Annotated in this window: 22 protein-coding genes and 1 pseudogene; 11 read left to right on the top strand and 12 right to left on the bottom strand. The window is 70.3% G+C overall.

The features are described 5' to 3' along the window. Positions 1 to 5: 5 nt before the first annotated feature. A pseudogene (locus tag ACFWNN_RS30415) lies at positions 6 to 902 on the bottom strand (acyltransferase family protein); the annotation flags it as partial. 124 nt (positions 903 to 1026) lie between these two features. Here ACFWNN_RS30415 and ACFWNN_RS30410 point away from each other — a divergent pair. Then, positions 1027 to 1920 (top strand): hypothetical protein, encoded by an 894-nt coding sequence (locus ACFWNN_RS30410; protein ID WP_382443359.1) that lies wholly within the window; start codon positions 1027 to 1029, stop codon positions 1918 to 1920. Here ACFWNN_RS30410 and ACFWNN_RS30405 read toward each other — a convergent pair. After that, entirely contained in the window at positions 1915 to 2823 is a 909-nt protein-coding gene (locus tag ACFWNN_RS30405; protein ID WP_382443358.1) for an RluA family pseudouridine synthase, read from the bottom strand. The genes ACFWNN_RS30410 and ACFWNN_RS30405 overlap by 6 nt on opposite strands. Before the next feature lie 93 nt (positions 2824 to 2916). Between ACFWNN_RS30405 and ACFWNN_RS30400 the strand changes: the two genes are divergently transcribed. Beyond that, on the top strand, positions 2917 to 3780 hold the full coding sequence (locus tag ACFWNN_RS30400) for a DMT family transporter (RefSeq protein WP_382443357.1): 864 nt from the start codon (positions 2917 to 2919) through the stop codon (positions 3778 to 3780). On the opposite strand, the gene ACFWNN_RS30395 is transcribed toward ACFWNN_RS30400, so the two are convergent. Further along, positions 3683 to 4570, bottom strand: a complete 888-nt coding sequence (locus tag ACFWNN_RS30395; RefSeq protein ID WP_382443356.1) for a LysR family transcriptional regulator — start codon at positions 4568 to 4570, stop codon at positions 3683 to 3685. The two genes, ACFWNN_RS30400 and ACFWNN_RS30395, sit on opposite strands and share 98 nt — an antisense overlap. Before the next feature lie 80 nt (positions 4571 to 4650). Here ACFWNN_RS30395 and ACFWNN_RS30390 point away from each other — a divergent pair, with 80 nt between their 5' ends. Both ACFWNN_RS30390 and ACFWNN_RS30385 read left to right on the top strand, forming a co-directional pair. Then, the gene (locus ACFWNN_RS30390; protein ID WP_382443355.1) at positions 4651 to 5253 is read left to right on the top strand and encodes a hypothetical protein; all 603 of its coding nucleotides are present in this window, start codon (positions 4651 to 4653) and stop codon (positions 5251 to 5253) included. Next, positions 5250 to 5921, top strand: coding sequence for a fibronectin type III domain-containing protein (locus ACFWNN_RS30385; RefSeq protein ID WP_382443354.1), 672 nt, complete (start codon positions 5250 to 5252; stop codon positions 5919 to 5921). The genes ACFWNN_RS30390 and ACFWNN_RS30385 overlap by 4 nt, the downstream gene beginning before the upstream one ends. Before the next feature lie 178 nt (positions 5922 to 6099). Here the strand turns inward: ACFWNN_RS30385 and ACFWNN_RS30380 are convergent, their stop codons facing one another. After that, positions 6100 to 6753, bottom strand: coding sequence for a hypothetical protein (locus ACFWNN_RS30380; protein ID WP_382443353.1), 654 nt, complete (start codon positions 6751 to 6753; stop codon positions 6100 to 6102). 186 nt (positions 6754 to 6939) lie between these two features. Here ACFWNN_RS30380 and ACFWNN_RS30375 point away from each other — a divergent pair, with 186 nt between their 5' ends. Genes ACFWNN_RS30375 through ACFWNN_RS30360 form a run of 4 tightly spaced genes read left to right on the top strand, consistent with a single transcriptional unit; the run spans position 6940 to position 13161 of the window. Further along, positions 6940 to 9090 (top strand): hypothetical protein, encoded by a 2151-nt coding sequence (locus tag ACFWNN_RS30375; protein ID WP_382443352.1) that lies wholly within the window; start codon positions 6940 to 6942, stop codon positions 9088 to 9090. Then, complete coding sequence (locus tag ACFWNN_RS30370) at positions 9087 to 10052, top strand: AAA family ATPase (RefSeq protein ID WP_382443351.1); 966 nt, start codon at positions 9087 to 9089, stop codon at positions 10050 to 10052. The genes ACFWNN_RS30375 and ACFWNN_RS30370 overlap by 4 nt, the downstream gene beginning before the upstream one ends. Further along, positions 10049 to 11155, top strand: coding sequence for a DUF58 domain-containing protein (locus tag ACFWNN_RS30365; protein ID WP_382443350.1), 1107 nt, complete (start codon positions 10049 to 10051; stop codon positions 11153 to 11155). Before ACFWNN_RS30370 ends, ACFWNN_RS30365 begins: the two co-directional genes overlap by 4 nt. Then, positions 11152 to 13161, top strand: a complete 2010-nt coding sequence (locus ACFWNN_RS30360; protein WP_382443349.1) for a DUF3488 and transglutaminase-like domain-containing protein — start codon at positions 11152 to 11154, stop codon at positions 13159 to 13161. The genes ACFWNN_RS30365 and ACFWNN_RS30360 overlap by 4 nt, the downstream gene beginning before the upstream one ends. A 13-nt stretch (positions 13162 to 13174) precedes the next feature. Here the strand turns inward: ACFWNN_RS30360 and ACFWNN_RS30355 are convergent, their stop codons facing one another. From ACFWNN_RS30355 to ACFWNN_RS30345, 3 genes are all read right to left on the bottom strand, one after another. Beyond that, a complete protein-coding gene (locus tag ACFWNN_RS30355) occupies positions 13175 to 13624 on the bottom strand; it encodes a hypothetical protein (protein ID WP_382443348.1) in 450 nt (149 codons plus the stop codon). Positions 13625 to 13749: 125 nt separating this feature from the next. Beyond that, entirely contained in the window at positions 13750 to 15375 is a 1626-nt protein-coding gene (locus ACFWNN_RS30350; protein ID WP_382443347.1) for a serine/threonine-protein kinase, read from the bottom strand. A 64-nt stretch (positions 15376 to 15439) separates the two neighbouring features. Continuing rightward, entirely contained in the window at positions 15440 to 15922 is a 483-nt protein-coding gene (locus ACFWNN_RS30345) for a DUF4230 domain-containing protein (protein WP_382443346.1), read from the bottom strand. Positions 15923 to 16180: 258 nt separating this feature from the next. Here ACFWNN_RS30345 and ACFWNN_RS30340 point away from each other — a divergent pair, with 258 nt between their 5' ends. Genes ACFWNN_RS30340 through ACFWNN_RS30330 form a run of 3 tightly spaced genes read left to right on the top strand, consistent with a single transcriptional unit; the run spans position 16181 to position 17951 of the window. Next, entirely contained in the window at positions 16181 to 17068 is an 888-nt protein-coding gene (locus ACFWNN_RS30340) for a proteasome assembly chaperone family protein (RefSeq protein ID WP_382443345.1), read from the top strand. Between the two features lie 11 nt (positions 17069 to 17079). Further along, entirely contained in the window at positions 17080 to 17439 is a 360-nt protein-coding gene (locus tag ACFWNN_RS30335) for an MmcQ/YjbR family DNA-binding protein (protein ID WP_382443344.1), read from the top strand. Next, positions 17439 to 17951 (top strand): YciI family protein, encoded by a 513-nt coding sequence (locus tag ACFWNN_RS30330; protein ID WP_382443343.1) that lies wholly within the window; start codon positions 17439 to 17441, stop codon positions 17949 to 17951. The genes ACFWNN_RS30335 and ACFWNN_RS30330 overlap by 1 nt, the downstream gene beginning before the upstream one ends. Here ACFWNN_RS30330 and ACFWNN_RS30325 read toward each other — a convergent pair. From ACFWNN_RS30325 to ACFWNN_RS30305, 5 genes are read right to left on the bottom strand one after another with little or no spacing between them, the layout of a single operon-like run. Beyond that, positions 17948 to 18496: a cysteine hydrolase family protein gene (locus tag ACFWNN_RS30325; protein WP_382443342.1), complete on the bottom strand. Its 549-nt coding sequence runs from the start codon at positions 18494 to 18496 to the stop codon at positions 17948 to 17950. The genes ACFWNN_RS30330 and ACFWNN_RS30325 overlap by 4 nt on opposite strands. Continuing rightward, positions 18493 to 19680, bottom strand: coding sequence for an MFS transporter (locus ACFWNN_RS30320; protein ID WP_382443341.1), 1188 nt, complete (start codon positions 19678 to 19680; stop codon positions 18493 to 18495). The genes ACFWNN_RS30325 and ACFWNN_RS30320 overlap by 4 nt, the downstream gene beginning before the upstream one ends. Then, positions 19677 to 20105, bottom strand: coding sequence for a MarR family winged helix-turn-helix transcriptional regulator (locus ACFWNN_RS30315; RefSeq protein ID WP_382443340.1), 429 nt, complete (start codon positions 20103 to 20105; stop codon positions 19677 to 19679). The genes ACFWNN_RS30320 and ACFWNN_RS30315 overlap by 4 nt, the downstream gene beginning before the upstream one ends. Positions 20106 to 20142: 37 nt before the next feature. Then, on the bottom strand, positions 20143 to 20598 hold the full coding sequence (locus tag ACFWNN_RS30310; RefSeq protein WP_382443339.1) for a dihydrofolate reductase: 456 nt from the start codon (positions 20596 to 20598) through the stop codon (positions 20143 to 20145). Beyond that, positions 20595 to 21392 carry a thymidylate synthase gene (locus ACFWNN_RS30305; protein WP_382443338.1) on the bottom strand — a complete coding sequence of 266 codons (798 nt, stop codon included), beginning with the start codon at positions 21390 to 21392 and terminating at the stop codon, positions 20595 to 20597. Before ACFWNN_RS30305 ends, ACFWNN_RS30310 begins: the two co-directional genes overlap by 4 nt.

Genomic DNA, 21392 nt, shown 5'->3' with positions numbered 1-21392 from the left:
AGCAGCCAGGCCGCGACCATCGAGACCGCGAACATGCCGAGCGCCGCGGCCAGCGGGAACGCGTGCACGTCCAGGAACTTCTCGGCGACCCGGATGACGATCTGGTGGACCATGTAGAACGCGAACGACACGGTCCCGAGCCACACCATCGCCCTGGACCGCCACGGCGAGCGCTTGCCGGTCAGGTCGGCGACGGCCGCCGCCGGGATCAGCAGGGCCAGCGGGATCACCGTGCCCGCGACGTACGGGAACGACGCCGGCAGGTACCACGACCCGACGTACGCGACCACGAACAGCGCGCTCGCGGGCCACAGCCCCAGCCCGACCCACTTGCCCTGCTGCACGACCCGCGCCATCGCGATGCCGAGCACGAACTCCAGCATGCGCACGGGCGGGAACACGAACACGAACCAGTATTCGAGCGGGCCTGGCATTGACAGTGCGATCAACGGAACTGTCAAAATCGCGATCACAACGGCGGTTGCAACAATCCACGGTTTGCGCATCTGCCACTTGATCAGCAGCGGGAAAGCGAGATAGAACGCCATCTCGCACGACAACGACCACGCCGGTGTGTTCAGGCTGAAGTAGACGGACTCTTCCGGAAACCACGCCTGGATCAGTGAGAAGTTCACGATCGCGGTTCCCGGAGTGACGGCGTCTACTAATAGAACTAGTAGCCAGGTCGCGATGTGGTTCGGATAGATCTTCGCAGCTCGGCGCCGCCAGGACGTGCGTGCGGTGGTGTCCGGTTTCGCGGACCAGGTGAGCACGAAACCGGACAGGATGAAGAAGAAGCTCACCCCGGTGGCGCCTTGACGGAACGGCACGTCGAGATACGGCCACAGGCCCGCCGAGTTGATGTGGAATCCGAACACGATGAACGCCGCGATGAATCGCATGCCGGTCAGCGAAGGCAATCGCCCCAGTTTCGCTTCCGCCCCATGATTCTGCACGCCGGTGGATTCGTGCTGTTCAAGTCCATTGTTACAAAATTCGTTGTGTACATGGAATAAGCTGCATTCCATGCAACGGCTCAAGAGCGGCGAGCGGTCCCGGGTCTGGGTGGACGGGGACCGGATCATCAAGCAGGTGGTCGGCGACCCGGCGGCGTTCGACCGGGAGATCACGGCGTTGCGGCTCGCCGAGCACACCGGGGTGGTGCCGAAGATCCTCGGGGTCGACCACGAACAGCGGACCGTGGTGCTCGAACGGCTGCGCTCCGACCCGTTCGGCGAGGACTGGGTGATCGCCTACGCCCGCGGTCTCGCCCGCCTGCACCAGGCCACCGGTCCCGAGCACGCCGGGCTGCTGCCGCGCCAGCAGGTGCCGGATCCGACGCCGTTCCTGCGGTTCGTGCGGGCCATGGACGTCGAGATCGGCGGCGCGGAGCACGAGCTGGTGTTCGAGGACACCGGCAAGTTCGACCTCGTGCACGGCGATCCCTGCCCCGGCAACGACATGTACTCGCCGGACGGCGCGAAGTTCGTCGACTTCGAGGGCGCGGCGCTCGGCGACGGCCTCGCCGAGGTCGTCTACCTCCGCATCGGCTTCCCGACCTGCGCGACGGTCTCCGAGACGCCCTGGGAACTCCGCGAGGCTGCGGAGGCGGCGTACTTCGAGGAACGCGGGTTCACCGCACCGCTCGAAGACGCCTGCGTGCGGTGGTTCGTGAACGGCGACGCGCTGGTGCAGCGGGCGGAGCGCGACGGCACCGACCACCTCGCCAGGGCCGTGGACGAGGACTGGTTCTGGTACAGCACCACGGCGCGCGGCCGGCTGATGTTCCGCGCGGCGATCGTGGCGACGTTCACCGAGACCCACCCGGAGACGAGCGCGCTGGCCCGGCGGTTGCTGGAGCGGATGAACCAGGTCTGGGAGCCGCAGGCGATCGACACCCGTCGCACCCACATCTCATGACCAGGCGGAGAGCTTCAGTCCCGAGGTGAACGACCGCTCCACGCCCGACACGGGGTCCGGGAAGGACAACGTGCGGGCGAGGAGCTGGAGCGGCGACGAGAAGTCGTCGAGCGGACGTTCGTGCAGCACCGGGTAGAAGTCGTCGTTGACGATCGGCAGCCCGAGCCCGGACATGTGCAGCCGCAGCTGGTGCGTGCGTCCGGTCACCGGCCTCAACCGGTAGCGCCCCAACGATCCCCGATGCTCCATGAGGGACACGTGGGTCTCGGCGTTGGGTTCGCCGTCGACCTCGAACGCGGTGATGATCCCGCGCTCCTTGATGATCCGCGACCGCACGACCCGCGGCAGTTCCAGCGCCGGGTCGTACGGCGCGATCGCCTCGTACTCCTTGGACACCAGGCGGTCCCGGAACATCGTCTGGTACTTGCCGCGCAGCTCGCGGCGCACCACGAACAGCACCAGGCCGGCCGTGACGCGGTCCAGCCGGTGCGCGGGAGAGAGGTCCGGCAACCCCAGCGATTCGCGGAGCTTCACCAGCGCCGTCTGCATGATGTGCTGGCCGCGCGGGATCGTCGCGAGGAAGTGCGGCTTGTCGGCCACCACGATGTCGTCGTCCTGGTACACCACGCCGACCTCGAACGGCACCGGCACCTCGACCGGCAGGTCGCGGTGGAACCAGATGTAGGAGTCCGGCACGAACGGCGTGTCGAGGCCCAACGGCCCGGCGACGCCCCAGATCCGTTCCTCCACGAGCATCTCGTCGATGCGTGCGGCGGCCACGCGCGGAAGGCGTTCCACGAGGTGGTCGCGCAACGACAGCCACGGGCCCTCGGAGGGCAGCTTCAGCCGTGCCGCGTCCAGACCCGCGCGCTGGGGGAGAGGGGAGGAGGGTTTGCGTCTCATCGCACCCGCCAGTCTAAAGGTTCAGAAAATCCGAACGATATCGCTCGGAAACGTTCGCTGTACTGAACGGAGCGCGGACCTGAGACTGGGCGCATGTCGGTCTTCCTCGTCCTCGGCTCGGTCATCTCACTGCAGTTCGGCGCGGCGTTCGCGAACCAGCTCTTCGGCCAGATCGGCGCGCCCGGCGCCACGGCGCTGAGGCTCGGCATCGCGGCGCTGATGCTCGCCGTGGTCGTGCGACCGAAGTTCCGCCAGGAGACCCTGGTGCTCGGGATGACCATGGCCGGCATGAACGGCACGTTCTACCTCGCGCTCGACCGCATCCCGCTCGGTGTCGCGGTGACGATCGAGTTCCTCGGGCCGCTCGGGCTCGCGGCGGTGCTCAGCAGGCGGCCCCGCGACTTCGTGTGGGTCGGGCTGGCGCTCGCGGGCGTCGTCGTCCTGGGCGTGCGCGAGTACACGGGCGCGAAGCTCGACCTCATCGGCGTGGTGCTGGCGTTGATCGCGGCCGCGTTCTGGGCCTGCTACGTGCTGGCGGGGCGCAAGCTCGCGACGGCCGGGCTCGGCACCGGCGGGCTGGCCGGGGCGAGCCTGATCGCGGCGGCGCTGACGTTGCCGTACGGGCTGTCGACGGCGGGCGCCGCGTTGTTCGAGCCGAAGATGCTGCTGCTCGGCACGCTGGTGGCGTTGCTGGCGTCGGCGATCCCGTACACGCTGGAGATCCGGGCGCTGAAGACGTTGCAGGCCAGCACGTTCGGCGTGGTGCTGGCGCTGGAACCGGCCGCGGCGGCGCTCGCCGGGGCGTTGCTGCTCGGCCAGCACCTGAGCGTGATCTCGTTGTGCGGCATCGCGCTGGTGATCACGGCGGGGGTCGGAGCGGCGCTACGGAAAGCGCCAGCGTCTCCCGGAAAGCCCGCACGGCAGGATGCTGACCTAGTCCTGCCCGTGCCGCAGTGAACAGCAGGCGGGACTGCGGGACCGGCAGTTCGTGCAGGTCGACGGTGATCTCGCGGTCGTACCAGACCAGGTCGGGGAGCAACGCGACCGCGAGACCCCGTTCCACGAACCGCAGCTTCACCAGCACGTCGGTCGAAGAGAACCGCACGTCCGGCTCGAACCCGTTGTGGCGGCACCAGTTCACGTTGAAGATCCGCTGCGGGAAGCCGTCGGTCTCCATGATCCACGGGTAGGACCCGATCTCGTCGACCGGCAGTCCACGCGGGACGGCCAGCCGGATCGGGTCCCGGGTCAGTTCCCGGTACTCGAGGCCGGGGAACCGCGCCTCCGGCTGGTCCGGCCACTCCTCCACGAAGACGAGGTCGAAGTCCCTGGCGTTCAAGGCGGAGAGCGCTTCCGCGGGGTCGAGCACCTGGAACTCGATGCGCAGCGAGGGATGCTCGTCTCTCATGCGCGCCAGCGTCGCCGGGATCAGCGCGAGCGCCGCCGTCTGGAACGTCGCCACCCGCAACGTGCCGGTGATCTCGTGCAGCGACGCGGCCACCTCCGACTCCGCCTGGTCGAGCCGGGCGAGCACCTCCTCGGTGTGCCGCACCAGAATTTCGGCCTGAGGCGTGAGCTTCACCCGCCTGCCGACCGGCTCCAGCAACGGGACGCCGACCTCCGTCTCCAGCAGCGAGAGCTGCTGCGAGACCGACGACGGGCTGTAGTTCAGCGCCTGCGCGACCGCCGCGAGCGTCCCCCTTTGGGAAAGTTCGCGCAGAAGTCGCAGACGGTGGAGGTCGAACATTCGATCAGTATCCGCTAGTCTCCCGTCACCGCCCCCTGAGAAAACGTGCTGTCCTCAGCACGTCTTGAGGAGGTATCGGTATGTCCAAACGACTCCGCACCGTCGCGGGGATCGCTCTGGCGGCCGGTCTTTTCGCGTCGGTCTCCCCGGCGCACGCTCAGGTCGAGACGGGTCCCTGGACCAGCTACTCGCCGTCGTTCACCGTTCAGGAACGCGGCTGCGGCAACGTCAACAACCTGACGTTCCAGCTCACCTGCTCCACCGCGAGCGGTGACCAGCGTGCCGAGCGGCGTTACGCCACTTACACCGGCGGCACGCGCCAGTTCGAAGGGAGCTTCCGGATCACGAGTCTCGGCGGCACCCGCATCAGTCTCAAGCAGACGTTCCGGGAAGCTCCCAGCGCGGGACCGTTCTGGATGCTCGCCGTGGAACGCGGCGGCCGGCTCTACGCCGTGCACGGGGGCGACACCATCGCCACCGGCGCGACCGTGGGGGCGACCGTGCGCGTGAACACCGTGCACAACACGGCCACGGAACACCGCACGTACATCAACGGATCGCGTGCGCACACCTACGCAAGCAGCGGTACGAGCTTCTACGACAAGTTCGGCGCGTACCGGACGTCCAGCGGCCAGGGACCTGCCACGGTCGTCTGGAGCAACGTGCGGTTCTGGCGCAAGTGATCAAGCGGCTCATGGTGGTGCCCCTGCTGTTCCTGGCTGCCTGTGGCCAGGAACAGCAGGACCCCGTGCTGACGTCCGAGCTGACCTCGCCGGTGGACGTGACGCTGCACTGGCGTCCGGAGGCGGGGGCGGCCGGGCAGGTCGTCGAGTACGCGAACGTGCGGGACGGCGAGTACACGATCCTGGAGTTCGCCGGACCGGCGAAGAACACCTACCAGCACCCCGACCTGATCCCGGAGACCGCGTTCTACTACCGGATCCGGCCGTTCACCGGGCCGGCGTCGTCCACTGTGGACGTCGCGCTGCCGCCGGGGGACGAGGTGCCGGAGATCGAGGGGCCGGACTGGACCGCGCCGGTGAAGGCAGGGGGCGGGAAGGCGCCGGTGTCCTCACCCGAGGCGGCGGCGGTGGACCTGAAGGCGGAGGTGAAACACGCCAACGGGATCCTGTTCACCTGGCAGGACCGGGCGGGGGACGAGGACGGGTACCTGATCGAGGTCAAACCGGCGGGCGCGGCCGACTACCGCGTCGCGGTGCAGCTCGACCCGGACACGACCTCGTACGGGGTGATCACACTTCCAGACGAGAAAACCGCGACCTATCGGGTGCGGGCGTTCCGCTTCGGGGCTTCGTCGAACCTGACGGAGCAGAGGACGGGGAAGGTCTGAGCGCCTGTCTGGCGCTCCACGCGCTTGCGGCGAGCAGTACCGCCGCAAGCGCGTAGGGCCAGGCCGTGGTCTCGGTGAGCGCCAGCGCGACGTTGATCGCGGCCAGCAGCCCGAACACGCTGGTGAGCAGCCACCAGGTCAGTTGATCAACGCGTGCGTCAGCGGTCATGCGGGTGGGCTACCCGTTCTCGACCGCCTTCACACCTTCTTCTTCCTCTTTTTCTTCTTTTTTCTCGCCGCGGCGGCGCATGAACCCGAATCCGGGGATGCCGAGGATCGCCTGGCGCATGTCGCTGGTGACCTCGAGCAGCTGGTGGACCTCGGGGCCGACCTTGTCGAGGGTGGCGAGGATCGGGAGGATGTCGCTGGTCAGGTGCTCGGTGAGGACCGGCAGCTCGTCCACGAGCTTGATCGCGGCCTCGACCTCGTGCGGGGAGAGCTCGTCGACGAACCGCTGCGCGAGCGGCTGGGCCTTCTTGGCGAGCGGCTCGTAGATGCCGATCAGCTCGTCGGCCGTGTGCGCGGTCTGGCCGGCCGTCACGACGACCTGCGCGGCCCGTTCGGAGACGTCGGCGGCGCTCGCGGTGATCGCGCGGACCTCGTCCACGGCCTTCTCGGCGTCGGCGACCACGTTGGCCGTGCGCTCGACCAGCGCGTCGGCCTTCACGACGATGCCGTCGACGGCGTCGATCGTGCTGCTGACCTTGCGCACGAGCTGTTCGACCTCGCCGATCAGGTCCAGCACGCGGCTCGGGACGGCCGCGACGGCCGCGGTCGTGTCGAGTGCTGTGCTGAGCGCCTGCTTGGCAAGTCCCATGCCGGGGATTTCCATGCGTCCACTCTGCCTTAAGCGTTGGTCGGTTTGGGGGAACGCCATTCGGTTTTCAAAAGTGTCAGACCCCGTCATTACCGTTCTTGATGTCGGCCAACCAGCTGACCGGGCGAACCGGGAACCAACGTCCGTCCGAAGTTGTCTGAGTCGAGGGTTAGCATGCCCGGCGGCGAGGGAGGGCGCTTTATGTCGTGGTGGCACCGGATCAGACGCATCATCTCCGGTGGAGGGCGGGAGTCGGCGAGTTTCGTCGCGGCGCTGCTGGGGGTGCTGGTGCTCGCGGGCGCCGCGCTCGGTCAGGGCATCTCCCGGACGTCGGTCGCGGTGTCGGACGGGCTCACCTGGCTGGGCGACGATCAGCGCGGCGAGGTCGTGCAGATCAACCCCGTGTCGGGGCGCCCGCAGACCCGGTTGCAGGTCAGCGGTCCCGACTCGCAGCTGGAGATCGCCCAGGAGGACGGCCGGCTGATCGTGCTGAACCGGCGCACCGGCGAGATCACCGTCATCGACCTGGCCACGCTGCTCGCCTCCGGCCGCCGTCAGGCGCCGCCCGGTGCGTCGAGCAAGGTGCTGGTGGCCAACGGCATGGTGTTCGTCGTCGACCGCGCCGCCGGCACCGTGCACACCGCCGACCCGCTGACGCTGGCCGACGTCGGGCAGCTGTGGCAGGCCGGGCAGCCGCTCGCGGACGCCGTCGTGGACGAGCGCGGCGTGCTGTGGCTCGTCGACCACGGCGGCACGCTGCGGTCGCTCGACTGGTCGGACGGGGACGAGAAGTTCCAGGAGCGGTCGCAACGGCAGGTCACCGGTGCCGGGCCGCGCACCGTGCTGGTGCCGCACGACCAGGGCGTCACGCTGATCGGGCTCGACGGCGGTGTCGTGGTGCGCGACGGCACGGGCGAGGACGTCGACTCGATGACGGACCGCTCCGACGCCGAGGTGATCGCCGCCCAGACCTCGCCGCTCGACCTGGTGCCCGCCTCGGTGCCCTCTTCTTCGGTCGTCGTTCTCGTCGTCGGGCGTGAGGTCTTACGCGTCGACGTCGGTGCGATGGGATGCCCGAACCCCGGTCGTCCCGCGGTGTTCCGCGACAAGGTCTACGTGCCCTGCAAGGGATCCGGCAAGGTCATCGTGCTCGACCGGGGCGGCAGCCGCGGTGGTGACGACGTGCGGACGTCCGGCGGGGCCGACCCCGAGCTCGTGTTCGACGACGGCCGGTTGTTCGTGAACGTGCCCGGTTCCTCGACGGGTGTGCTGGTGGACCCGGACGGCGCGACGCGGTCGATGATGATCCGCAATCCCGAGGTGCCGGTGAAGGACCCGGACCGCTCGCCGCCGCCGTCCGTGCCGCCGCCCCCGCCGCCGAACCCGAACGAACCGCAGAAGCCGCCGCGCAACCCCGGTTCGAACAACGGACCGCCGGACACGGGGACGTCCTCGACGCCTCCTTCGGTGCCGTCGACCCCGCCTTCGGTCGGCAGCGCGGCGCCCGGCGCGCCCGCCGGGGTGACCGTGCGGGAGAAGTCCCGCAACGCCTCGGCCCTGGTCGTGACGGTGAGCTGGAGCGCGCCGCAGTCGGCCGAGCCGATCGTCGGCTACACCGTGGCCGGGTCCGGGTCGTTCAGCGGCGGGTCGGTGTCGGCGCAGACGGCCGCGACGTCCGCTGATCTCTCGGTGCCCTGCACGGGCACGACGTTCTGCTCCGGTGGGCGCCTGGACGTGACGGTGCGCGCCTCGACGGCGTCGACGGCGGGTGCCGCGGGCATGGGCGCGTTCACCGTGGCGCCGCCGAACAACCCGCCTCCCAACAACCCTCCGCCGGTGACGACCACGACGACGCCCCCGCCGCCCCCTCCGCCTCCGCCGGTGACGACCACCACGACGCCTCCGCCACCCCCGCCGCCGCCTTCGCTGCCGTCGGCCGGTGCCGGGGTGATCACGGGGATCACCGGTGGACCGCGGATCCCGACGCGCACGGTCAACATGGCGCCGCCCGCGGACTGGGCGAACCACAACGGCCGGTGCGAGGTCGTGAACACCACGTGGGAGTACGCGGTGGGCATCCCGTGCAACGCGACGACCGCGCGGATCACGTTGGAGGAAGGGCCGAACCGCATCGTCGTGCGCGCCTACGCGGCCACCGGTGGCGGTCAGGTCGAGTCGGCGGCCAAGAACGCGAACTACATCCTGGACGAGTGCCAGGGCAAGCCGGGCTGCATCCCGAGGATGGCTCCGGCCGGGGCCGGGACCGCGCCGATGGGCGTGGGCGGCCTGGGGCTGCTGGCATGTGCGTTCCTGCTGCGCGTCGGCACTCGCCGGGGAGATGAGGACAAGTGATCGACACCGGTGAGGTCTCCGCCTTCCGCGACCTGCACACGCGGCTGGGTGACGCGGTCGAGGGCGCGGTGCGCGGCAAGCGCGACGTGGTCGACCTGGTGCTGGTGGCCATGTTCGCGGGCGGCCACGTGCTGCTCGAGGACGTGCCGGGCACGGGCAAGACGACGCTGGCGCGGGCCGTCGCGGGAGCGTTGGGCGGGGTGTCGCGGCGCGTGCAGTTCACGCCGGACCTGCTGCCGTCGGACGTGACGGGCACGTCGGTCTACGACCCGCAGACGGGCCAGATCCGGTTCCGGCCGGGTCCGGTGTTCGCGAACATCGTGCTGGCGGACGAGATCAACCGCGCGGCGGCGAAGACGCAGTCGGCGTTGCTGGAGGTCATGGAGGAGCGCACGGTCACGATCGACGGCATCGGGCACGCGGTGCCCGACCCGTTCCTCGTGGTGGCGACCCAGAACCCGATCGACCTCGACGGCACCTACCGCCTGCCCGAGGCGCAGCTGGACAGGTTCATGCTGCGCACCTCGATCGGCTACCCGTCGGTCGAGGACGAGCTGGACGTGCTGCGGCCGGGCAGCGGCGCGGGCCGGATCGCCGACGTGCGCACGGTGTCGTCGCCGCGCGAGGTCAGCTCGTTCAGCGCGCGGCTGTCGCTGCTGCACGTGGCCGACCCGATCCTGCACTACATCTCCGCCCTGGGCACGGGCACGCGTGCCGACGAGCGGCTGCGGCTGGGCACCTCGACCCGGGGCCTGCGGACGCTGGTGCGGTGCGCGCAGGTGTACGCGGCGTCGAAGGGCAGGCACTTCGTGGTGCCGCAGGACGTCCAGGACATCGCCGACTCCGTGCTGGCGCACCGCCTGGTGCTCACGCGCGAGAGCGTGCTGTCGGGCGTGACGACGTCGGAGGTGCTGGCGGACGTGCTCTCGCGCGTGCCGGTGCCCAAGCCCGCCGCCCAATGAGACTCACCCTGCGCGGCACCGGAACGGCGGTGCTGGGCCTGCTCATGCTCGGCATCGGCCTGTGGTGGCGCTACGCGGGCATGGCGGCGTTCGGCCTGGCGCTGACCGCACTGGTCATCGCGTCGATCGTCTCCGTGCTCGTGGCCTCACCGCTGACGGTGACGCGCACGGTCCGCCCGCGCACCGTGTCGCGCCTGGCCCGCTGCACCGGCCGCCTCGAACTCGCGTCCTCGGGCCGCTGGCCGGTGGCCCTGGACGCGGTCGACCAGGTGGCGGGTACCGCCACCGACGTCGACGTGCCGCTGCTGAAGCCGGGAGTGGTCGAAGCGGTCGACTACACGATCCCGACCGCACGCCGGGGCGTGTTCGACGTGGGCCCGCTGACGTTGCGCCGCAAGGGGCTGGCCGGTCTGGCCCAGGCCCGGACGGTGCTGGGCGAGGTGGTCCAGGTGCGGGTGGTGCCGCGCGTGCTGCCCGTGCGCGGGTTGCCGTCCGGTGCCCGCCGAGGCCAGGTGGGCGCCGACGAACGCGTGGAGCGCGGCGGCACGGACCTGGTGGGCCTGCGCGAGTACGTGCCGGGCGACGACCTGCGCCGCCTGCACTGGGCGACGTCCGCGCGCACCGGCACGCTGATGATCCGCGAGGACGCCGACCCGGCCCGCCCGCACCTGGCGGTGCTGCTGGACGACAGCGAGGCGTCCTATGAGGACCCGCAGCGCTTCGAGGAGGCCGTGGAGGTGGCGGCGTCGCTCGTGACCTCTGCTCTGGAGCAGGGACATCCGGTGCGGCTGCTGACGTCGTCGGGCAGCGCGGACCTGGAGGAGCAGCAGGACTCGGCGCCGATCCTGTCGGCGCTGGCGGACCTCGAACTGCAGGACGTCGACGGCAGGCCGACGGTGCCGGTGCGAGACCTGGACGTGGTGGCGGTGATCAGCGGGAAGACCGTGCCGGCCCTCGTGCTGGAGGCGGGACGGGCGGCGTTCGGGACCGTGCTGGTGGTGGACGAGAAGAAGCCGGTGAGCGCGGCCGGGTCCGTGCTGGTGATCAGCGGGGCCAGGGCCGAGGACCTGGTGGACTCCTGGAACGCGGTGGTGTCGCGATGACCGGGGTGCTGAAGTTCGTCTGGGTCGCCGCACTTCTCCTCGTCGGCTCCCTCCAGCTGGCCCAGGCCTGGGACGGCGCGTTCGTCTACTTCGGACTCGCCGCCTTCTCCGGTTTCCTGGCCCTGCTGCTGAAGAAGTTCGTTCCGGCGGGCCTCGCGGCACTGGCCGTCATGGTCGTGGCGATGGCAGGCGGGTTCCTGATGGCCAAGGACGCGTCCCCCGACCGCGACCCCACGTGGGTGCTGCTCGACACCGTGCCGCGCCTGCTCACGGCGGCCCGGCCCGCTCCCGCCACACCGGAGCTTCTCGTCCCAGGTCTGCTGCTGATCATCGGCATCTCGACCGGCGCGGTGTTGTCGGTGACCAAGCGCGGCACGGCGTTGTTCGTGCCCGCGCTGGGAGCGGCGACGTTGTACGTGGCGGCCGCGTTGCTGACCACCGGGCGTGCGGACAGCTACGGGCTGGTGGCGTTGACGTTGGTCGTCGTGCTGGCGCTGGGCTGGCTGATCATCGACCGGCGCGGGCCCGTGGTGCCGCCCGCCGTGCTGGCGACGGTGCTGGCGGCGTTGACCTTGCTCGCGTTCGTGTTGCCCACCAACGGGTTCGAGCCGCGCAAGCTGGTGACGCCGCCGGTGACCGACCTCGCCATCTCGAACCCCTTGCCGCAGCTGGCCTCCTGGGCGGCACAGGGGGACACCGAGTTGTTCCGGATGCGCGGGCCCGAGGTGCCGGTGAGGCTGGTGACGCTGAGCCGGTACTCCGGGGCCTCGTGGGAGGCCGCGTCGACGTACGGGCCGCTCGGCGTGGTGGACGCGCCGGATCTGCCCACCGGCGGGAAGTTCCAGGACGCGAGTGTGGACCTGCAGATCACCGGGTTGCAGGGGGAGTGGCTGCCGGGCATCGGGAAGCCGCAGGCGGTGTCGCTGAGCAACGCGATGGTGGATCCGGACACCGGGTCGCTCGTGGTCGCGGACGGGCTGAGGACCGGGTTGAGCTACACGGTCCGGGGTGTGCTGGAGACGCCGGGGGACAACGATCTCGCCGAGGCGCAGGTGCCGGTGGACGCCACGAAGTACACGGCGTTGCCGCGGTTGCCGTTCACGCTGGCGGACTACGCGCGGCAGGCCACGCAGAACGCGCGCACGCCGTACGAGAAGGCAGTGGCGCTGGAGCAGGTCGTGCGGCTCAACCGCAGGCCGGACGCCGAGGCTCCGGTCGGGTCGTCCTACGCGCGGCTGGAGACGTTCCTGTTCGGCGAGGCCGGTGAGTCCGGTGCCAACGCCGGGACGGCCGAGCAGTTCGCGTCGGCGTACGCGGTGCTCGCGCGGGCCGTCGGGCTGCCGACGCGGGTGGTGGTCGGGTTCCAGCCGGTGCCCGAGCAGAACGGCGAGAGGATCGTGCGCGCCGCGGACGCCACCGCGTGGCCGGAGGTGTACTTCAGCGGGTGGGGCTGGGTGGCGTTCGATCCCGTGTCCGGCAACGGAAGCGGGCCGAGCGCCGCGTCGAAGCGCGAGGTGCTGAACCGGCTCGCGTCCACCACCGCGAAGCCCACGCCCACCTCGCTCGCCTCGGTGCCGCCGCTGGTGCAGCCGACCGCCGTGCAGGGTGACGCCGTGGCGGCGCCGGAAACGCCGAAGTCGTTCCCGTTCTGGGTGTTCACGCCGGTCGTCCTGCTCGTCGCCCTGTACGCGGCGCGCACGTCACGCCGGCTGCGGCTGCGCGCGGCCGGGCCGGTGGGGGCGTGGAACGAGGTGCTCGACGCGTTGCAGCTCGCCGGGTTGCGGCCGAAACCCAGCCGCACCGTCCCGGACGTCGGGCGCGAGTGGGGCGAGGCGGGCGCACGGCTCGCAACAGTGGTCGACCAGGCCGCGTTCGCACCACAGCCCGCGAACGACGAGACCAGCTGGCGGCTCGCCCGGACCGTGAAGAAAGCGGTGCGGCGCAAGGCTTCCTGGTGGCGCAGGCTCGTGTGGTCAGTGGACCCGAGACCGTTGTTCCGGCGCTAGAAGGCCGACCCGGCTAGCGCACGACCTGCGCCGGAATGCAGTTCCTGCCGGTGACCTTGAGCAACGCCTCGCACAACGCCGGCGCGGTGTCCGAGGGGAACGGGCCGATCCAGATGAACTGGGTGAAGCGCGTGTCCTCGGGCACGATCACCGGGCACACGTCGTCACGTCTGCTCAGCTGCGCGGTCTGCCCGCGCAGCTCGGGGTTCGCGTTCTCCCGGTACCGCACCCACAACGTCTCGTAGTCGAGCAGCACGCGGACGTCCGACTCCCGCATCGCGCCCTCCAGCGAGTGCAGGACCAGAACGGACGAACCGGGATCGCACGGCATGTCCGTGTATTCGAGCTGATCGGGCACAACGGGTGACGACGGTGTGGCACCGGTGTTCTCGGAGGACTCCGGCCGGAGGTTGCCACCGATCAGCACACCGATCCCGATGCCGACGACGAGCGGAACCGCCACCAGCAGAACGAGTGTGCGGCGCTTTCGTCCACGAGCGAACATCGGTGGGCCGGCATAACGAGCGCTTTGCACCGGGGGACCGTACGCCAGTTCGTGCGCCCGCAACAACATCGGGGCCACAACGTTCAGTTCTTGTTGGCACAGACCTTTGCGGAGCTGCCGCGCTCACCGCTGTAGCCGAACGCCGCGATCTGGAAACACCGCCGGTCACCGCCGCCGTCCTCGATGACGTACTTCGTGCCGCCACCGGTCACTCGCGCGAGAGCGTTCCCCTGCGTGCTGGTCACGTCGATCACCACGAAGTCGGCCTGGCCGTCGCTGGGATCGCTCCACTCCAGCTCGATCGCCTTGCCCTGGTACTCGGCGCGCTTGAGCACCGGCACGAACCGGGGATCGGTGTTCGGCGACGGTCCCGCGTCGGCGGAGTCCGACGTCGGCACCGGGACAGTCGTGGTCACGGGGACTTGCGCCTGCCGGTCGTCACCGCGGTTGAGGAAGATGCCCGCGGCGAGCCCGCCCGTCACGGCGATCACGGCCAGCAACGCCAGCACTGCACCGCGTTTGCTCTTGCGGACCGGACCTGTCATCGGTTCGACAGGCAGGTCCACGGGAGGCGGCGGCATTTCGGGCAGCAGCACGTTCGGCAGTTGCGGTACCTGGCGCGGCTGCGGCGGAGGCGGCGGCGCGAGGTCGTGCTGCCGGTAGGTCAGGTCCTCCAGCTGTCCGCGCCACGAGTCGTCGCGCTCCACGACGGGTTCCGGCTCGCGTTCCGGTTCGGGCCGGAAGCCGCGCGGACCGAACCCGGGCGCCTCCGTCGGGCCTTCGGGGTAGAAGTCCGGGCGCTCGCCCAGCATCGCCGTCGCTTCGGGGTCCACAGAGGACAGCGCGGTGCCGGCGCTGGCCGCCATCAGCGCGTCCCGCAGCTCCAGCGCCGACCCGTAGCGTTCGGCGCGGTCCTTGCGCAGACAGCGGGTGATCACGGCGCCCAGCCACGCCGGCACGTCGAACCGGGTCAGCGGACGGGGTTCGCCGCTGCTCACCCGGCCCACGTACGACAGCAGCGTGTCCTCGTCCGGGTTGTCCGAGGCGAACGGCGGCTTGCCCTCCAGCAACGTGAACAGCGTCGAGCCGAGCGACCACAGGTCGTCCGCGAACGACGGGGTGGCGCCCTCGATCATCTGCGGCGCCGCGTGCCGGTAGCTGACCATCTGCAGTGACGCGGAATGCCCCGCGTCCGCCCCGCGCGCGATGCCGAAATCGGCCAGCACGTAGGAAGTCGGGAGGACCAGGACGTTCTGTGGCTTCACGTCCCGGTGCAGGATGCCCTGACCGTGCGCGAACGCCAGCGCGTCCGCCACCGCGATGCCCGCCGCCACCACGTCGGCGACCGGCAACGGCCCCATGGCGCGCAGCCGGTCGTGCAGCGACCCGCGCTCGTAGAACTCCATGACGATGCACGGGCGCCCGTCCGGCAGCGTGCCGGTGTCGAGCACCGTGACGATGTGCGGGTGCTGGCGGCCCAGCTCGACGGTGATGGCGAGCTCGCGGCGGAACCGCGCCACCGTGGCCGGGTCCGTCACCTGGAGGACCTTGACCGCGACGTCACGGCCGAGGCCGTCCTGCCGCGCCCGGTAGATCGTGCCCTCGCCGCCCTGCGCGATCACGCGGAAGGCGCTGAAGCCGGGCAACGCGATCTCGGGCGCCGCCGCGGCACCCGGTGCGGGGGCCCAGGCCATCAGATCGTCTTCCACCAGCGGATCCTAACCCGGAGTGATGGGGTCTCCGCCCGACGTTCGGCAGGATCGCCGCGAAGGTTCAGTCCGTGCGCACCTTCACCTGGAACCCCAGCGCCTGCAACATTCCGGTGAGCATCACGCGCGTGTTGTCCGCGGCCCGCTTGCGCAGCTCGGACTTGTCCGCCGCCTCGGCGAGCTTCTGCTCGGCGGCGACGTAGAACCGTTGCAGGTCAGGAGGTCCGGCCAGCGCCTGGAAGTCGTCGATGAGGCCGCGTTCCTGGCTGTAGACGTACGAACGGTCGTTGTGCAGGTTCGGTTTGTCCAGCTGCGGCTCCGGCAGCCGCAGTTCCACGGTCTTGCCGTCGGGCGAGACGACCAGCCCGTCGTCGGCGAGCGTCCCGAAGTCGACGTACGCGTTGACCGACCCGGCCGCGACGAACAACGTGCGTTGGCCCGCGAGCGCCGCCGGCACCCACTTCACGTCGTCCTCGATGTCCAGCACGACCTGGAACTCGCCCGCCGCCGCGTGGTACTGGCTCAGGTCCCGGACGGACTTGAGCATCGCCGGCTGGCTGCGATCGATGGATTCGTTGCCGAAAGGAGTCATTGGACCGAAGGCGAAGACCGCCGCGCCGAGGAGAATCACCACGGCTGCGACCAGAACTCCACGCGTCACCCAGCGCCTGTACACCTCGGTGGTGTACCCGTGAGGTGATGCGCACACACGGTCCGTATGGGCTAATCGACCCGAGCGGAATCAGTTCCGCCTCCACGTGGTTGGCTTGGACGAGACGAAAGCGATTGATCCAGGAGGCGTGCGGTGGACCCGGAGAACCTGTACGAGGTGGACTCGGAGGTGCCGGACCTGACGGGTGCGGTGCTGCTGCACCACTTCGAGGGCTTCATGGACGCCGGCGCCGCGGGCCGCCTGCTGACCGAGCACCTGCTGGAGACGCTGGAGAGCCGGGTCGTTGCCCGGTTCGACGTGGACGGCCTGATCGACTACCGCTCGCGCCGCCCGTTGATGACATACGCGACCGACCACTGGGAGGACTACGCCGCCCCCGAACTGGTCGTGCACCTGCTCTGGGACAGCGCCGGGCACCCGTTCCTGCTGCTCACCGGCCCCGAGCCGGACCGCAGCTGGGAGGCTTTCGTCGAGGCCGTGAAGTCGCTGATCGACCGCTGGGGCGTGCGTCTGACCGTGGGCTACCACGGCATCCCGATGGGCGTGCCGCACACACGGCCGTTGAACGTCATCGGTCACGCCACGCGCCCTGAGCTCGTGTCGGAGTACCAGCCGTTCTTCAACCGCGTCCAGGTCCCCGGCAACGTCTCCGGCCTGCTGGAGTTCCGCCTCGGCCAGGCGGGCCACGACGCGATGGGCTTCGCCGCGCAGGTGCCGCACTACCTCGCGCAGTCGCAGTACCCGACCGCCGCCGTGACGCTGCTCGACGCCGTGGCGCGGGCCAGCGGCCTGGCCCTGCCGATCGGCTCGCTGATCGACGCGGCGCAGGCCGCCGACGCCGAGATCCACCGGCAGGTGGCGGAGTCGGAGGAGGTCGCGCAGGTCGTGGAAGCGCTCGAGCGGCAGTACGACGCCTTCATCCAGACTGTGGGGAACACCGACCTCCCCAGCGCGGACGAACTGGGGGCCGAGTTCGAACGGTTCCTCGCCGAGCAGCAGCGTCCGCCGGACCACCTGTAGGAGCTTCCGCCATGGCCACCTGGGACGACGTGCGCAGGATCGCCACCTCCATGCCCGACGTGACGGAGCGTTTGCGGGAGGGCGTCGTCGACTGGCGGGTCAAGGAGAAGCTCTTCGTCTGGGAACGGCCGCTGCGCAAGACCGACCTGACCGCTTTGGGTACTTCGGCGCCGTCCGGGCCGATCCTGGCCGCGCGCGTGCCAGACCTGGGCGCCAAGGAGGCGCTGCTGGCCTCGGACCACTCGGTCTACTTCACGACGCCGCACTTCAACGGGTACCCGGCGATCCTGGTGCGGCTGGAGCACATCGAGGTGGGGGAGTTGGAAGAGCTGATCGTGGAGGCCTGGCACGCGCGGGCGCGGCGGCGGTAGTGGAGTTCTTCTGCCACCACCGGGACCGGCCGGGCTCGATGCCGTTGCGGCAGCGGCTGCTCGAAGCGCACTGGACGTACATGGACGGGTTCGAGCTCGTAGCGCGCGGCCCGACGTTCGCCGACGGCGTGCTCACCGGCAGCGTGCACGTCGTCGAGGTGTCGGACGCGGCCGCCGCGCGGGCGTTCGCGTTCGAGGAGCCGGTCTACCAGGCCGGTGGGTATCGGGACGTGCTGGTGCGGCGGTGGCGCAACGTCCTCGGGCGCACGATGTGGGACTCGCCCGGTGGCGGCGGGCACCTGGTGATCGGGTTCGGTGCCGGCGAGGCCGTCGACCTCGTGCCCCCACGGCCGGAGGGGCTCGTCGCGTACGGGGCGTTGCTGTCGGACGACGGCAGCGCGTGGCTGGGGACGGCGGCGCTGGTGCGGTCGGCCGACCCGGCGTCGGTGCTGAGCGTGGACCGGTACGACGCCGTCGAGGTGCATGAGTGGGAGCCCGGCGGGCGCCGCTAGAGCTCCGCGGTGGTGATCACCCTGCCGTAGCGCGGGTAGAGGGTGCCGACGAGGAACTCGTGGGTGGCCGGGTCCGGGTCCGCGCAGGCGTCGGACAGGACGGTGATCGCGTAGTCGCGGTCCATCGCCTCCCGTGCCGTGCTGAGGACGACGCCGCTCGTGCTGATGCCCGCGAGCACCAGCGAGGTGACGCCACGGTTCGTGAGGTGCTCGTCGAGGTCGGTGGTGGTGAACGAGCCGATGCGCGTCTTGCGCACCACGATGTCGTCCGGTTGCGGGGTGAGCTTCTCGTGGAACTGGGTGGAGTCGGCGTCGGCGTGCATCGAGGCGCGCACCACGGATCCGGCCATGCGGGCCATCACGCTGGTGGAGGGGATGGCGTCGAACTCGTCGTCGGTGAACCCGACGCGCACCCAGCCGACGTGGCCGCCGTCCGCGCGGACCTTCTCGATGGCGCTGGAGACGGTGCCCAGCAACGCTTCCGCGCCCGGGATGCGGCCGACGAGGCCGTTCTGGAAGTCCATGACGAGCAGTGCGGTGGTCATCGAACACCTTTCAGGGACCGGTCGAGAACGTTGACGAGCAGGAACAGGACGCTGGCGACGACCAGGAGTGCCGCCAGCTCGTGCAGGCCGCCGGTGTCGGCGCTCTCGCCGAACACGAGGCCCTGCACGGTGGCCGAGACGATGGCGCCGACGTAGCCGAACGTGCGCAGCAAGCCCGCTGCCGCGCCCACGTTCGCGGGATCTGCCTGGCGGTACACGGAGTTCTGCAGCGCGAGGCCGTTGAGGCCCTGCGGGACGCCGGTGATCACCACGACCAGCAGCAGCATCCACAGTGGACTCGACGGGCCGAGGGCGAACAGCAGGACGCACGCGGCGATCTGGGCGAACGACGACACGAGCAGTTTGCCGCGCACGGCGACACTCCGGCCGGTGAGCGCCGAGACGAGGATGCCCACGCCGAACATCGGCAGCATCACGAGCCCCGCCTGGCCCGCCGTGAGACCGCGACTCGCCTCCAGCCACTGGGTGAGGCCGTAGACGAAGCTGTACGACACGAGGTACGCGAGCAGCGCGCGGCCGTAGGTGATGAGCAACGGCCGGTTCAGGCCACTGGTGTCCAGCAACGGTTTCCGCTCGGCGACCGCGGGACGGGTGCGCGGGAAGTAGCGCCAGCCGAGCAGGAAAGCCGCCAGTGCCAGCGGGACGTTGATCGCGAGGGTGCTGCGCCAGCCGCCGAAGTCGACCAGCAGGCCGCCCAGCGGCGGACCGATCACGGCCACCGTCTGGGTGGCGATGGCGAGGATCGTCAGGACGCCGCCGGGGCTGTCCTCGCCGGTGCGGTCGGCCTCGTCGCGCAGCAGGCGCATCGCGGCGGGATAACCGGCGCACGTGCCGAGGCCCAGGAGCACGCGCGCGACGATCAGCACGGTCAGGTTGGGGGCGATGGTGCCGAGGACGCCCGCGAGGCCGACCAGGGCGGTGGCGGGCAGGAACAGCCGGCGCGGGCCGTAGGTGTCGATCAGGCGGCCCGCCACGGGCTGGCCGATGGCGGTGGCCACGTACAACGAGGTGATCAGCCAGGCGGTCGCCGAGGGTGGTTCGCCGAGCGACGCGCCGATCGGCACCAGCGCGACCGACAGGATCGTGGTGTTGATCGGGTTCAGCACGGCGCCCGCGACCAGCGGCGTGATCAGCCGCCGGTCGAAGCCCGTCACCGCGGTCATTCCTCCACCACGCGTTCCAGCAGCGTCAGCGCTTCGGCGATCACCTGCCGCTCGGGCTCGCTCAGCCGCTGCGACAACGCGTCGGTGAGCCACTCGATCCGGGTGGCGCGGGCGCCCTGGGCGGCGGCGCGGCCGTCGTCGGTGAGGGTGATGAGCTGGCGGCGGCCGTCGGACGGGTCCGCTGCGCGCCGGATGAGGCCCTGCTCGTGCAGCGCGGTCAGCGTCTTGGCCATGGACTGCGGCTTCACGCGTTCGGCGCCCGCGAGCTGGCTGGCGGTCGACGGCTCGTCCAGCAGCAACAGCCTGGCCAGCGCCGACGCCTGCGGCGCGCTCAGGTCCTGCACCGACGACTCGTCCTGGAGCCTTCTGCGCAACCGTCCGACGAGCACGCGCAGCCGTTGGTTGAGGGCGGCGGGTTCGGTCACGATAGACAGCCTAGACTGAACAGTCTGGGCTGTCGATTCAGTAGCTCACGAACCGGTAGTGCAGCCCGCTGCTCGATTCCAGCCACTCACCGACGCTCACCGGCTCGCGGTCCACGGCGGGCGCGTAGGTGTCGCCCTCGACCGTCTCGCGGATCTCGGTCACCTCGATACGGTCGGCGAACGGCAGCGCCGCCGCGTACACCGCCGACCCGCCGATCACCCACAGGTCGCCGGTGACGTCCGCGAGGGCCTTCTCCAGCGAGGTGAACGTCTCCGCGCCCTCCTGGGGAGTCCGCGACAACACGAGGTTGCGGCGGCCGGGCAACGGGCGGAACCGCGGCGGCAGCGACTCCCAGGTCAGCCGTCCCATGAGGACGGCCGCTCCGGCCGTGGTCTCCCGGAAGTGCTTCATGTCCTCGGGGATGTGCCACGGGATGGTGTTGTCGCGGCCGATCACCCCGTTCGCGGCCTGCGCCCAGATCAGCCCGATCACACCGCCACCGGCGCCTTGATGCCGGGATGCGGGTCGTAGCCCTCGATCGTGAAGTCCTCGTAGGAGTAGTCGAAGAGCGAAGCCGCGGGAGCCATCTGGAGCGCCGGGAACTCGCGCGCCTCGCGGCTGAGCTGGAGCTCGACCTGTTCCAGGTGGTTGTCGTAGATGTGGCAGTCGCCGCCGGTCCAGACGAAGTCACCGACGCCGAGGCCGGTCTGCGCGGCGATCATGTGCGTCAGCAGCGCGTAGGAGGCGATGTTGAACGGCACGCCGAGGAACAGGTCCGCGCTGCGCTGGTAGAGCTGGCAGGAGAGCTTGCCGTCGGCGACGTAGAACTGGAAGAACGCGTGGCACGGCGGCAACGCCATGTTCGCGATCTCGCCGACGTTCCAGGCGGAGACGATGATCCGGCGCGAGTCCGGGTTCGTCTTGAGCGTCTTCAGGACTTCGGCGATCTGGTCGACGTGCCCGCCGTCCGGGGTCGGCCAGGAGCGCCACTGCACGCCGTAGACCGGGCCGAGCTCGCCCTCCGGAGACGCCCACTCGTCCCAGATGGACACGCCGTGCTCCTGGAGCCACTTCACGTTGCTGTCGCCGCGCAGGAACCACAGCAGTTCGTACGCGATCGACTTGAAGTGCACGCGCTTGGTCGTGATCAGCGGGAAGCCGGCGGCGAGGGGGTAGCGCAGCTGGTGGCCGAAGATCGACCGCGTGCCGGTGCCGGTGCGGTCCTCCTTGCGCACGCCCTCCTTCAGGACGTGGCGGAGCAGGTCTTCGTACTGCGTGTCGGGCAT

The sequence above is a fragment of the Lentzea sp. NPDC058450 genome (assembly GCF_042721395.1).
Taxonomy (GTDB): Bacteria; Actinomycetota; Actinomycetes; order Mycobacteriales; family Pseudonocardiaceae; genus Lentzea.
The sequence above is the reverse complement of the archived record's forward strand: the minus strand, read 5'-3'. Positions and strand labels throughout refer to the sequence as shown.